Origin of the sequence: Shumkonia mesophila (assembly GCF_026163695.1) — a bacterium.
In the GTDB taxonomy this organism is placed as follows: Bacteria; Pseudomonadota; Alphaproteobacteria; order Rhodospirillales; family Shumkoniaceae; genus Shumkonia; species Shumkonia mesophila.
Genome location: NZ_JAOTID010000002.1, coordinates 603,613 through 615,288, shown reverse-complemented (window position 1 = coordinate 615,288; position 11,676 = coordinate 603,613). Strand labels below are relative to the sequence as shown.

The window sequence follows — 11,676 nt, the reverse complement described above, 5'->3', positions numbered from 1 at the left end:
GCTCAGTAGTGCGGAAAGCCCCCTGTGGGGCAAATGGCATCGGCTTTCGGTGCCCTGGGTTTGGGACATATGGCGCAGATCGGCAAAACCGTGCCGACTTCGTCCACGACTACGGTTGTCGGCGGCCGCTTGGCGGCGGGCGCCAGCAACGTGGCGACGGTGGACCGTGCCCCCATCGAGGCGCTCAATCCCAAGATGGGAACGCTCCTCGACAATGGGGCGTCCCTTTTCCATGCCTATCAGCGCGATGACCCGCCGCCCGAACGCGAAGGCCGGAGCGACGTGCACAGCCCGGGCCTCGTGCGCTCGACCAGTCAGGCCTTCGCCGCTTTCCTCGAATTCGAGGGCGGCGGCGACACCGGCGACGCGACACGCAAGGGCGGCATCCCCATTTTTACCGGCGTGCTGTCCCGGGCGATCACCACGTACGAGACCAATGCCCGCGTCATCAGCGGCACGATGGTGCCGCTCGGCGCCACCCTCAGCCTCAGCCTGTGATTCCCCATTTTCTCGGCGGCATTTCGGCGCGGGCCGCTTTTTTGCGCCCCTCGCGACAGCGGAGGAGTGCATTTTTGCGGTCGTGCCCCTAATATCGGGACAGGGAAGGGAGAGAATGTCGACGGAAAAGGCAACCCCAGCGGAACGCCGCCTTCGCACGGAGCGGGAAATGGCCAAGCCCGCCGCCGTCGAATCGGCGTTCGACGTGGCGTTCTGGTTCAACGACACGGCGCTCAACAACAACGAATACCTGCAGCCGCAGAAGCTGCACCGCCTGCTGTTCCTGGCCCAGGCCTATTACGCGGCGATGCACAAAGGCCGCCGCCTGATGCCGGCGGTGTTCGTCGCCTCCGAGATGGGGCCGATCGAACCCAACGTCTACACCGCCTTCTCGAAGGGCCGGCCGGACATGGAGGTCAACCTGTTCATGGCCGACGGCGTGGAGGAGTTTCTCGACACCGTCTGGCGCCGTTTCGGCCACCATTCGGCCGACCGCCTGACCCAGATGACCAAGGCGACGCTGGCCTACAGGGCGGCCCACAAGCTGGGCGTGCGCGCCGAGATCACGCTGCTGTCGATGTTCGTCGCCTTCAGCCGGGGCGGGGACACGCCGGCCATCGACCAGGTCTTCAGGCCGAAGGTGATGCGCTCGCAGACCGGCCAGCCGGTCGCCGTCAAGGCCTGGGTGCCGGGCAAGCCGGCGAAGCCCGGTTCCTGAAACACAAGGCGAAGGAATCGCACGCCGGCGCCTGGGACCTTCCGTCGCTACCGTCTCTCCTTCCCGTCATTGCCCGGCTGCGCCCGGGCAATCCATGCTCGGCGGACTGGATACCCCGGACTGACGCCGGGGTATGACGGAAGGAGACAATGCGAACCGCCTTCTTCCGGGCCGCCGTCAGCTGACGAAGTAGAGCAGCAGGAAGATCGCCAGCACCGAAACCACGCCCAGCACCATGGCGCCGGAAGGCATGGTCGCCGCCAGCACCCCTTCGGGCCCGTGATGACGGAAGATCCATACGATCACCCGCTGGGTCCCGCGCATGGCCAAGTGGCGCACCGCGTGATCGATGGGGCCGAAGGTGGCGATGAAGGCGCTGACCGCGCGGGGCAGCAGCCGGCGATACGACCACTCGGCATCGACGTTGACCCCCACCATTTCGGGCGGATAGAGGCCCGAAAGCTTGAGGTAGGTGAAGGCCAGCGCCGAGAAGAACAGGAGTTGCGCCTGGGCCAAGACGTGGCCGGCCGTATAGGGGTCGAAGTTCACCTCGAAGGGCAACAGGCTGTACAACGGGGCGGGATAGACGCCGATGGCGATGCACAGGAACGCCGCCACGGCCATCGCGGCCAGCATGTTGAACGGCGCCTCCTTGCAGCGGATGCCCGAATCGTGGGCGAAGAAGGCGAAGAACGGGATCTTGATTCCCGAGTGGTGGAACACGCCCGCCGAGGCGAACAGCAGCACCATCCAGACGATGGGATGGCCTTCCTCGACGGCGGCGGCCAGCACCATGGACTTGGCGACGAATCCCGAGAACAGCGGGAACGCCGAAATCGAGGCGGCGCCGACGATGCAGAAGATCGAGGTCAGCGGCATCGACTTGTAGAGACCGCCCAGATCGGTGCCGTTGATCTTGCCGGTGCGGAACAGCACCGCGCCCATCGACATGAAAAGGAGGGCCTTGTAGATGATGTGCGCGAAGGCGTGGGAAACCGCGCCGTTCAGCGCCAGCGTCGTGCCGATGCCGATGCCGGTGACCATGAACCCGACCTGGTTGATCAGGCTGTAGGACAGCACCTTGCGCAGGTCGTTCTCGATGACCGCGTAGAAGATCGGAAAGGCGGTCATGGTGGCGCCGACGTAGATCAGGATCTCGGTGCCCGGGAAACCGCGGGCCAGCGCATAGACGGCCAGCTTGGTGGTGAAGGCGCTGAGGAAGATGGTTCCCGTCGGGGTCGCCTCGGGGTAGGCGTCGGTCAGCCAGCTGTGCAGCAGCGGGAAAGCGGCCTTGATGCCGAACGCCAGCAGGATCAGGGCGCCGCCGGGGCCGTCGAGGCCGATGAAGGTGAACTCCACCGAGCCCGTCTGCTGGTAGCGCACGAGCACGCCGGCCAGCAGGATGACGCCGGACATCACCTGGATGATCAGGTAGCGCATGGCGGTGGCCTGCGAGCGGGAGCTCTTGCGGGCAAGGATCAGGAAGACCGAGGTGATGGCCGTCATCTCCCAGAAGATGAAGAGGGTGATGAGGTCGCCCGCGAAAACCGCGCCGATGGAACTGCCCGCGTAGAGGATGCCGCTGACGTGCTGCGTCGTGTCCTTCACATGCAGGGCGAACACGATCCCGAGGAAGGCGGCGATGTGGAAGACGATGGAGAACAGGAAGCTCAGCTTGTCGACCCGGAGCAGGATGAGGTCGTAGTCGAACAGCCCGAAGGCGACGAGATCGCCCCGGCCGAGATAGAAGAGGTTGATGCCGCCGACCAGCGGGATGGCCATCAGCAGGACCTGGCGAAGCCGGCCCCGCGTGATCGCCGCCAGCCCGGCGCCGACATAGAAGATCAGGAAGGGGGCGAGGCTACTTGTCATCGTAGTAGGTCTCCCGGCGCCTTACGATCTTGCGCATTTCCTTGGCGGCCAGCACCAGGAACACGCACGCCACGAAGCCGTAGATGCCGTAGAAACCGTACCAGGCCTCCAGCGCGTACTCGGAGTGGCGGTGGATGACGAAATCGAGCCCGACCAGGACCGCACAGACCACGTAAAGGGCGTAGATCAGGACCTTCACGTTCCGCGGGTTGTCGAAGATGTAGCGCTTTTCCTTCGAGTTCATGACGCGATCCCTAGCGAACGAACATGCCGGCGAGCAGGTTGTAGACGGGCTCCGGGAAAAAGAACAACGCGAGACAGCCGATGGCCGAGATGGAGAGCGCCAGGACGCATGGCCACGGCGCCTCGCGCACGCCCGCCCCATGACCCGGGTTGTCGTCCGGTTCGCAGAAGAATCCCCGGATGGGGATGGGCAGCAGGTAGGCGATGTTGAGCAGCGAACTGATCATCAGCACCGCGACCATGACCTGCTTGCCGGCATCCAAGGCCCCCAGGGCCAGATACCACTTGCTCCACATGCCGCCGAACGGCGGCAGGCCGATGATGCTGAGACTGCCGATCAGGAAGGCGAAGGTGGTGATCGGCATGACCCGGCCGATGCCCCGCATCTGGCTGATTTCGGTCTTGTGGGCGGCCACCAGGATGGCCCCGGCGCAGAAGAACAGCGTGATCTTGCCGAAGGCGTGCATGGCGATGTGCATGCCGCCGCCGACGACGCTGATCTCGGTCGCCAGCATCGCGCCCAGCACGATGTAGGAAAGCTGGCTGACCGTCGAATAGGCCAACCGGGCCTTGAGGTTGTCCTTGGTCATGGCGACCAGCGAGGCCAGCACGATGGTGGCGGCGGCGGCGTATTGCAGCCACTGGCTGGCCGCCAGGCTGTGCAGGAAGTCAACGCCGAAGATGTAGACCGCCACCTTGACGACCGAGAAGACGCCCGCCTTGACCACGGCCACCGCATGCAGGAGCGCGCTGACCGGCGTCGGCGCCACCATGGCGGCCGGCAGCCAGCGGTGAAAGGGCATCACCGCCGCCTTGCCGATGCCGAAGACGTAGAGCGCCAGCAATACCCCGGCCACCCCGTCCGAAACCTTGCCGGAAAGGATGCCGCCGTCGGTGAAGTCGAGCGTGCCGGCGGCCAGCCACGTCCACACGATGGCGAACAGGAAAAAGCCGATGGAGGTGGTCAGCAGAATGCCCAGGTAGACGCGTCCGCCGCGCTTGGCCTCGGGCGTCCGGTGGTGGGTGACCAGGGGATAGGTGGAGACGCTGAGGATTTCATAGGCGAGGAACAGCGTCAGCAGGTTGCCGGAAAAGGCCACGAACACCGCGCTGAACAGCGCGACGGCGAAGAAGGCGTAGAACGGCGTCTGATTGAGCTCGTGATGGCCGCGCATATAACCGATGGCGTAGATCGAGGTCACGATCCACAGGAAGCTGGCGATCAGGGCGAAGACCATGCCCAGAGGTTCGAGCTTGAGCGCGATCGGCAGTCCGGGCAGCATTTCGCCGAAGACGACTTCCGGCCGGCCGCCGGCCATGACTTCCGGCACCAGCGAGGCGACCAGCAGGAACATCGCCGCCGCCGTCACCAGGGTCACCGTCTCGCGCAGGTTCGGCCGATGGCCGGTCAGCACGATGAGCGCCGCGCCGAGAAGGGGCGCCGCCAGCGCCAGTTGCATGGTCACCTGCGGCGTCATTTCCCGCCTCCGATCAGCAGGGTGGCGGCGGCTTGCGCCACCTCGAACGTGCGGCTGGCGTCAACGCCGAAATAGACGCTGGCCAGGGCCATGATCCAGGTCGGCACAAGGAGGGAGAGGGGCGCCTCGGCCACCTCGGGCGCCCCTTCCGGCACCGGGCGGAAGTAGGCCACCTCGATGACCCGCCAGATGTAGATGACGGCCAGCAGCGAACTGGCCACGATCAACGCGGCGATCGGCCACCAGCCCTTCTCGAGGGCGGCCAGCACCAGGTACCACTTGCTGACGAACCCGACCGTCCCCGGCACGCCGATCAGGCTGAGGCCGGCCACCACGAAGGCGGCCATGGTCAGCGGCATGCGTTTGGCGAGGCCGGCGAAGTCGGCGATCTTCACCGAATTGAGACGATAGAAGATGCAGCCCATGACCAGGAACAGCGCGCACTTCATCAGGGCGTGATTGAACAGGTGGATCATGCCGCCGGCCAGCCCCGTTACCGTGGCGAAGCTGATGCCGAGCACCATGTAGCCGATCTGGGCGACGCTCGAATAGGCGAGCAGGCGCTTGCAGTTTTCCTGGAAGATGGCGACGAACGAGCCGGCGAACATTCCGGCGATGGCCAACACCATCAGCGTCTCGCGCACCGGGAACAACTCGAAAATCTCGGCCCCGGCAAAGACCGTGAAATACATGCGGATCAGCACGTAGACGGCCACCTTGGTCGCCGTCGAGGCGATGAAGGCCGTCACCGTGGAGGGCGCGAAGGTGTAGGCGTTGGGCAGCCACATGTGCAGCGGGAACATCGCCACCTTGAGGCCGATGCCGACCGTCAGGAAGGCGAGCGCCGCATGGATGGTCCGGGTGTGGGCGACCGCCGGAATGCGGGCCGCCAGATCCATCATGTTCAGCGTGCCCGTCATCATGTAGAGCATGCCGATGGCGATGACGTAGAAGGTGGCGCCCACCGTGCCCATCAGCACGTAGCGATAGGTTGCGGTCAACGCCCGGCGGTCGCGTCCCAGGCTGATCAGGGTGTAACCCGAGAACGCCGAAATCTCGAGGAAGACGAACAGGTTGAAGGCGTCGCCGGTGACCGTGATGCCGAGCAACCCGGCCAGGTTCAGGCAGAACATCGTGTAGAACAGATAGATGCGGCGCGGCGAAACCTCGCGGATCACGCTGGCCCGGGCATAGGGCGTCACGACGGCGCCGATGGCGGCGACGATGACCAGGACGAAGGCGTTCAGCAGGTCGATGCGGTACTCGATGCCCCACGGCGCCGCCCAGTTGCCCAGCAGATAGCTGATGGTGCCGCTATCCAGCACCCGGAGCAGCAGAGAAACCGCCACGTACAGGCAGAACCAGCTGACCGCCGTGGCAATCGCCCACGTGGCGCCCGGAAGGCGGCGGAAGAACATGCAGACGGGCGCCGCGATCAGCGGCACCAGGACCAGGAGGACGGGAAAATGGACCGAGATCACGATTCCGACTCCTGCGCGTTGATCTCATCCTCCTCAATGGTGCCATAGGCATCGTGGATGCGCACGATAAGGGCCAACGCCAGGGCCGTGGTGGCGACACCGACGACAATGGCCGTCAGGATCAGAACCGAGGGGAGAGGATTGCTGTAGACCTCGAAGCCGGATTCGAGAATCGGCGCGGTGCCGCCCTTGATCTTGCCCATCGAGATGTAGAACACGAAGACCGACACCTGAAAGACGTTCAGGCCGACGATCTTCTTGATGAGGTTGCCGTGCGCCATGACCATGTAGAAGCCGGCCATCATCAGCACAATGGCGATCCAATAGTTGAAAAGGCCTGGAAACGGCATGGCGTCAGCGGTCCTGGCCCGCGAAGATGAGGAAAATGGTGATCATCGAGCCGGAAACGGTGATGCCGACACCCAACTCCACGAGGAAGATGCCGATGTGTTGGCCATGCACCGGGTCGTGCAACAGGACTGAGTAGTCGAGATAGTTGCCGCCCAGCAGCAGCGCCGCCACGCCGGTCCCCGCATAGATGAGGACGCCCGAGGCCATCATCGCCCGCCGCACCCAGCCGCGAATGACGACGCGGGTGTTGTCGACGCCGAAGATGAGGGCGTAGAGGATGAACGTAGCGCCGAGAATGACGCCGGCCTGGAAGCCGCCGCCCGGGCCGAAGTCGCCGTGGGCCTGGACATAGAATGCATAGATCAGGATGGCGGGGATCAGCAGCTTGGCCGTCACCCGCAGGATGGGATGCGGCTTCATCGACGAGTAGCCGTGGCTGGGCGCGCCGTCGGGAATGCCGTATTTGATCTTCTTGCGGCCGCGGCCGATCAGGGCCATGACGCTGGCCGCGGCGGTGAAAATCACCGTCGTCTCGCCCAAGGTGTCATAGCCGCGGTAGCTGGCCAGCACCGAGGTGACGACGTTGGGCACGCTGGTCGCCACGATGGAGTCGCGCAGATACAGCGGCGCCACGTGAAGGTGGATGGGGGCCATCGGATCGCCATAGAACGGCATATCCAGCGTGCCGTAGATGAGCACCGCGCCGGCGATCAGGACGACGACCAGCGCGCTCATGTTGCGGTGATCCTTGATCGCCTCTTCCGTCGTCGTGAGGGCCAGGGTGCTCAGCATCAGCACGGTGGCGATGCCGGCCCCGACGGACGCTTCGGTGAAGGCGACGTCGACGGCGTCCAACACCACATACAGTGCGGCCGCCGAAAGGCTGAAAATCCCCGACAACATGACGACGGCGAACAGATTACGCAGACGAATCATGCCGATCGCCGATGCCGCCATCAGGGAAAGCAGCACAGTGTTGATTAGGTCTTCGATGGCTCGTCTTCCTTGGCTTTTTGGTTGTTCGCGCCATCCGCGAGGAGCGGCTTGACCCCGGTGCTCACGGCCGACTGGGCCAGGGCGTGGGTGGACATCGGGCTGGTGTAAAGGACGAAAACGAGGATCAGGGCCAGCTTGACCATGACGAGGGTGAAGCCGGCCTGCAGCATGAGACCGATGAGAATGAGGCCGAGACCGGCCGTATCGATGATGCCTGCGGCGTGCATGCGGGTGAACACGTCGGGCATGCGCAGCATGCCGACGGCGCCAATGACGCAAAACGCGCCGCCGCCGACGATCAGCGCCCAGCTCAGGATATCGACGATGAGCGCCGCCATCACAGGCCTCCCAGGTCTTCGCCCGAGCGGCGTCCGATACGCTTGTATTTGAAGAATTTCATGATGGCGATCGTGGTGATGAAGTTGATCAGCGCGTAGACCAGGCTGATGTCCAGGAAGGCGGGACGGCCGCTCAGGAACCCGACCACGGCGATGAGGATAACGGTCAGTGTGCCGAACGAGTTGACGGCCAGGATGCGGTCATAGATGGTCGGGCCGAGGAGGGCGCGCGCCAAGGCCATCGCCATGCTCACGAGAACAGCCAGAGTACCCGCGGCGAACATCATTCGGCGTCTCCCCTGGCGGCTTTCGCGGCGAGCAGGCGATCCAGGGCGCCAACCCCCTCGATGGCGGTGACCCGCCGGTCCATGTCGCCGGTCAGCAGGCCCTCGGCGGCCTCCTTGGTCAGGGCATGAATCATCATGTCGCCGTTTTCCAGCGTCACGGTGATGGTTCCCGGCGTCAGGGTGATGGAATTGGCGTAGATGACGTGCCCCATCTCGGTGCGCTGGGTTGCCTTGATGGGCACCATGGCCGGATGGATCGGCATCTTGCGCTTGAGAATGACCTTGGAGACGTCAACCGCGGACTTGAAAATTTCCTTGAGCAGCCACGCCCAGTAAAAGCCGATTTTCCAGCTGAGATGGAGGGGTTGCCCCTCGTGGTCGATGACGTCCATGCGCCGCGAGATAAGCACCGTCGCGATGACCGAGGCGACACCCAGGCTGAGTATGAAGGGGACCCAATAGCCCGACATCAGCCACCAAAGAAGGGCGAGGACGAGCCCGAGACTGAGCGCGTGTAGCAACGGTTTCCCCTTCCGCTCCGGCTTATTCGCCGCGTTGTTGCCCGCAGGTTGAAATTTTTTTCATTGGCGCCAAACGAGGGCGCCCGCACTTTCTGGCGTCCGGAATCCATTTCGTCAAGCTTTAGGATGAACCGTAGACCGATTCGGCCCGGAAAATGGATTTCATTTTCGAATGGTGGACGGATGGTCTCCGGCGGGCCGGAGAAGCATCGCTTTCGGCCCGGTTTTGCAGTCGATTCTCAACGAATCGCCCACACGAAAAAGGGCCCCGGCGGGGCCCTTCCGTGCGCGTCGGCGGGGCGTCGGCGGCGGTTAGCGGATTTCCACCGCATAGTCGGCCAGCGCCGGCAGTTTTTTGATGACGCCTTCCGTCTTCAGATAGGCGGCGAAGCGGTCGTAGCGCGTCGAATCGAGGGCGGCCGGCCGCAACGCGAAGCGGGGCAGGGTATCGCGCCAGGCCCGTTTGTTGAGCTCGTCGTCGAGGTCGGGATAGGCCTTGACGAACAGCGTCCAGCTGTCGGCCGGGTGATTGATCAGGTACTGGACGCCCCGCTCCAGGCCGTCGAGGAAGGCCCGCAGGCGCTTGTCGCCCAGCTTGGCCTTGTTGGCGATGAAGATCAGCTCGTCGTAGGGCGGCACCCCTTCGTCTTCGGGGAAGATGGCGCGGCCGGGCTCGCCGGCCAGTTCCAACTGGTTGATCTCGAAATTGCGGAAGGCGCCGATGGTCGCCGCCACCTGGCCGCTCAACAGGGCCTGGGACAGGGCGAAATTGATGGCCACCGTCTCGACGTCGGCCAGCTTGAGGCCGTGGCGGGCCAGCATGGCCGGCAGCAGGGTGTCGCGATAGAAGCCGACCGAATAGCCGATCCGCTTGCCCTTGAGGTCGGCCAGCGTTTTGACCGGCCCGTCGGGGGTCACCATCAGGGCGACCAGCGGTGTCGCCACCAGGGTGCCGACTCGCACCACCGGCAATCCCTCGTCGACCTGCATGTGCAGCTGCGGCTGGTAGGAGACGCCGATGTCGGCCTGACCGGCCGCAACCAGCTTCGGCGGATCGTTGGGATCGGCCGGCGCCACCAGGTCGACGGCCAGCCCGGCCTCGGCGAAGAATCCCTTCTCGCGGGCGACCACCAGCGGCGCGTGGTCGGGGTTGACGAACCATTCCAGGATGACCGTCAACTTGTCGGCGGCTTGCCCATCAATTGGCATTAAAATCAACATACTGAAAACAAGTCCTGACAAACTACATAAAATTCTACGCATGGGATGCCTCTCAGTCGATGGCGGGAGACGTGTCGGGTTGCCAGGGCAGGGCGCGCCGCAGCAGGGTATCGATGGCGAAGTAGAGGCCGACGGCCAGCGCCGCCAGGGTGACCAGGGCGGCGAACATGACATCGACCTGCATGCGGGCGTTGGCGTGCAGCATCATGAAACCAAGCCCGGCGCTCGATCCCACCCACTCGCCGACGACGGCGCCGATCGGCGCCACCGCGGTGGCGACGCGCAGGCCCGAAGCCAGCGCCGGCAAGGCGGCCGGCACCCGGACATGGCGCAGTACCGCCCAGCGCCCGGCGTTCATGGTGCGGGCGAGGTCGAGCCAGCCGGGTTCGGTGCGCCTGAGCCCATCGTGGAAAGCCGCCGTCACCGGGAAATAGATGATGAGGGTGGCCATCGCCACCTTGGAGGCCATGCCGTAACCCAGCCACAGCACCAGCAGGGGCGCCAGCGCGAACACCGGCACGGCCTGGCTGACCACCAGCACCGGCATCAGCCAACGCCGGGCCGGGCGGAAATAGGCCATGGCGAGGGCACTGACCGAGCCCAGCACGGTGCCGGCCAGCAGACCCAACAGGATTTCGGCGGCGGTCAAGGCGGCATGGCGCAGCAGCGTGCCGCTGTGCGACACCCAGGCCCTGGCGACGGCGGCGGGGGCCGGCAGCATCCACGGCTTGGCCTCGGTCAGCCACACCACCGCCTGCCACAGGACGATCAGACCGACCAGAACGACAAGGCCGCGCACCAGCTTCATCGCGCCGCCTCCGTCAGACGGCGCAGAAGCACGGCTTGCGCCTCCAGCACGGCCGGATCGGCGGCGTCACGCGGCGGCCGGCCGGCCGGCTCCAGCGGCTCGTCGAGGCGCGCCGGCCGCCCGGCCATGACGTGGATGCGCTCGCCCAGCCGAATGGCTTCCAGCGGATCGTGGGTGACCAGCAGCACGGTGCGGCCGCTGAGCGTTTCGGCGGCAAGGTTCTGCAGCCGTAGACGGGTGACGACGTCGAGCCCCGAGAACGGCTCGTCCATCAGCACCACGGGGCGATCTTCCATCAGGGTGCGGGCCAGGGCGGCGCGCTGGCGCATGCCGCCCGACAGGGTGTCGGGCATGGCCCCGGCCCAGCCTTCCAGCCCGACGTCGCGCAGCAGGCCGTGGGCGCGCGCCCGGCGGGCGCCGTCATCGCCGGCCTCGCCGCGCAGGCGGCTGCCGAGCAGCACGTTCTCCAGCACGCTGAGCCAGGGAAACAGCAGGTCGCGCTGCGCCATCAGGGCAGCGCGGCCGGCCAGCGGCTTGCCGTCCGAGCAGGTAACGACGGAACCGTTGGTGGTGCCGGTCTCCAGCCCCAGCAGAAGGCGCAGAAGGGTGCTCTTGCCGACGCCGCTGGGACCCAGCAGGCAGGTGGTGTGCCCCCCGGCCAGGGTGAAGTCGAGGTCGGCGAACAGCGTCATGCCGCCGAATTCGACGCTGCCGGCGTCGACCGAGACGGAAAACGGAGAGGTGGAATCGTCGGGTACCATGGCCTCACGCGTCCCTACGCCGGCATTAACCGGATCAGGTTCTAGGGGTCGCTCCTGACGCGGAGACCTCTCAGCCGACGAATCGGCTCCCCCCGGTGACGAG

Annotated in this window: 14 protein-coding genes and 1 riboswitch; of the genes, 2 read left to right on the top strand and 12 right to left on the bottom strand. The window is 65.3% G+C overall.

The window, feature by feature from the left end; all coding sequences use genetic code 11:
• The first annotated feature begins 90 nt into the window (after positions 1-90).
• Complete coding sequence (locus ODR01_RS06200; protein WP_316976737.1) at positions 91-498, top strand: hypothetical protein; 408 nt, start codon at positions 91-93, stop codon at positions 496-498.
• A 169-nt stretch (positions 499-667) separates the two neighbouring features.
• A complete protein-coding gene (locus ODR01_RS06195) occupies positions 668-1,216 on the top strand; it encodes a Panacea domain-containing protein (RefSeq protein WP_316976736.1) in 549 nt (182 codons plus the stop codon).
• Between the two features lie 177 nt (positions 1,217-1,393).
• Here ODR01_RS06195 and ODR01_RS06190 read toward each other — a convergent pair whose 3' ends face one another.
• The 12 genes from ODR01_RS06190 to ODR01_RS06135 form a co-directional block, all read right to left on the bottom strand.
• Positions 1,394-3,088 carry a Na(+)/H(+) antiporter subunit D gene (locus tag ODR01_RS06190; protein ID WP_316976735.1) on the bottom strand — a complete coding sequence of 565 codons (1,695 nt, stop codon included), beginning with the start codon at positions 3,086-3,088 and terminating at the stop codon, positions 1,394-1,396.
• Complete coding sequence (locus ODR01_RS06185) at positions 3,078-3,332, bottom strand: hypothetical protein (protein WP_316976734.1); 255 nt, start codon at positions 3,330-3,332, stop codon at positions 3,078-3,080. Before ODR01_RS06185 ends, ODR01_RS06190 begins: the two co-directional genes overlap by 11 nt.
• A 10-nt stretch (positions 3,333-3,342) precedes the next feature.
• Complete coding sequence (locus ODR01_RS06180) at positions 3,343-4,809, bottom strand: monovalent cation/H+ antiporter subunit D family protein (protein WP_316976733.1); 1,467 nt, start codon at positions 4,807-4,809, stop codon at positions 3,343-3,345.
• Positions 4,806-6,290, bottom strand: a complete 1,485-nt coding sequence (locus ODR01_RS06175; protein ID WP_316976732.1) for a monovalent cation/H+ antiporter subunit D family protein — start codon at positions 6,288-6,290, stop codon at positions 4,806-4,808. Before ODR01_RS06175 ends, ODR01_RS06180 begins: the two co-directional genes overlap by 4 nt.
• Entirely contained in the window at positions 6,287-6,640 is a 354-nt protein-coding gene (locus ODR01_RS06170; RefSeq protein WP_316976731.1) for a cation:proton antiporter subunit C, read from the bottom strand. The genes ODR01_RS06175 and ODR01_RS06170 overlap by 4 nt, the downstream gene beginning before the upstream one ends.
• Positions 6,641-6,644: 4 nt before the next feature.
• Complete coding sequence (locus tag ODR01_RS06165) at positions 6,645-7,598, bottom strand: Na(+)/H(+) antiporter subunit B (RefSeq protein WP_316976847.1); 954 nt, start codon at positions 7,596-7,598, stop codon at positions 6,645-6,647.
• A 23-nt stretch (positions 7,599-7,621) separates the two neighbouring features.
• Positions 7,622-7,975, bottom strand: coding sequence for a monovalent cation/H(+) antiporter subunit G (gene mnhG, locus ODR01_RS06160; RefSeq protein WP_316976730.1), 354 nt, complete (start codon positions 7,973-7,975; stop codon positions 7,622-7,624).
• Positions 7,975-8,262 (bottom strand): monovalent cation/H+ antiporter complex subunit F, encoded by a 288-nt coding sequence (locus tag ODR01_RS06155; protein ID WP_316976729.1) that lies wholly within the window; start codon positions 8,260-8,262, stop codon positions 7,975-7,977. Before ODR01_RS06155 ends, mnhG begins: the two co-directional genes overlap by 1 nt.
• Positions 8,259-8,783: a Na+/H+ antiporter subunit E gene (locus tag ODR01_RS06150; protein WP_316976728.1), complete on the bottom strand. Its 525-nt coding sequence runs from the start codon at positions 8,781-8,783 to the stop codon at positions 8,259-8,261. The genes ODR01_RS06155 and ODR01_RS06150 overlap by 4 nt, the downstream gene beginning before the upstream one ends.
• 312 nt (positions 8,784-9,095) lie before the next feature.
• Positions 9,096-9,992 carry an ABC transporter substrate-binding protein gene (locus ODR01_RS06145; RefSeq protein WP_316976727.1) on the bottom strand — a complete coding sequence of 299 codons (897 nt, stop codon included), beginning with the start codon at positions 9,990-9,992 and terminating at the stop codon, positions 9,096-9,098.
• 64 nt (positions 9,993-10,056) lie between these two features.
• Complete coding sequence (locus ODR01_RS06140) at positions 10,057-10,812, bottom strand: ABC transporter permease (protein ID WP_316976726.1); 756 nt, start codon at positions 10,810-10,812, stop codon at positions 10,057-10,059.
• Positions 10,809-11,573 carry an ABC transporter ATP-binding protein gene (locus ODR01_RS06135; protein ID WP_316976725.1) on the bottom strand — a complete coding sequence of 255 codons (765 nt, stop codon included), beginning with the start codon at positions 11,571-11,573 and terminating at the stop codon, positions 10,809-10,811. The genes ODR01_RS06140 and ODR01_RS06135 overlap by 4 nt, the downstream gene beginning before the upstream one ends.
• A riboswitch (TPP riboswitch) is annotated at positions 11,567-11,676 on the bottom strand. It overlaps the preceding gene by 7 nt.

What these genes read in the sequence shown, in the direction of transcription:
- ODR01_RS06195 (WP_316976736.1), top strand. Translation starts at nt 668, where the DNA reads ATGGCCAAGCCCGCCGCCGTCGAATCGGCGTTCGACGTGGCGTTCTGG.
- ODR01_RS06190 (WP_316976735.1), bottom strand. Translation starts at nt 3,088, where the DNA reads ATGACAAGTAGCCTCGCCCCCTTCCTGATCTTCTATGTCGGCGCCGGG.
- ODR01_RS06185 (WP_316976734.1), bottom strand. Translation starts at nt 3,332, where the DNA reads ATGAACTCGAAGGAAAAGCGCTACATCTTCGACAACCCGCGGAACGTG.
- ODR01_RS06180 (WP_316976733.1), bottom strand. Translation starts at nt 4,809, where the DNA reads ATGACGCCGCAGGTGACCATGCAACTGGCGCTGGCGGCGCCCCTTCTC.
- ODR01_RS06170 (WP_316976731.1), bottom strand. Translation starts at nt 6,640, where the DNA reads ATGCCGTTTCCAGGCCTTTTCAACTATTGGATCGCCATTGTGCTGATG.
- ODR01_RS06165 (WP_316976847.1), bottom strand. Translation starts at nt 7,598, where the DNA reads ATGGCGGCATCGGCGATCGGCATGATTCGTCTGCGTAATCTGTTCGCC.
- mnhG (WP_316976730.1), bottom strand. Translation starts at nt 7,975, where the DNA reads ATGGCGGCGCTCATCGTCGATATCCTGAGCTGGGCGCTGATCGTCGGC.
- ODR01_RS06155 (WP_316976729.1), bottom strand. Translation starts at nt 8,262, where the DNA reads ATGATGTTCGCCGCGGGTACTCTGGCTGTTCTCGTGAGCATGGCGATG.
- ODR01_RS06145 (WP_316976727.1), bottom strand. Translation starts at nt 9,992, where the DNA reads ATGCCAATTGATGGGCAAGCCGCCGACAAGTTGACGGTCATCCTGGAA.
- ODR01_RS06140 (WP_316976726.1), bottom strand. Translation starts at nt 10,812, where the DNA reads ATGAAGCTGGTGCGCGGCCTTGTCGTTCTGGTCGGTCTGATCGTCCTG.
- ODR01_RS06135 (WP_316976725.1), bottom strand. Translation starts at nt 11,573, where the DNA reads ATGGTACCCGACGATTCCACCTCTCCGTTTTCCGTCTCGGTCGACGCC.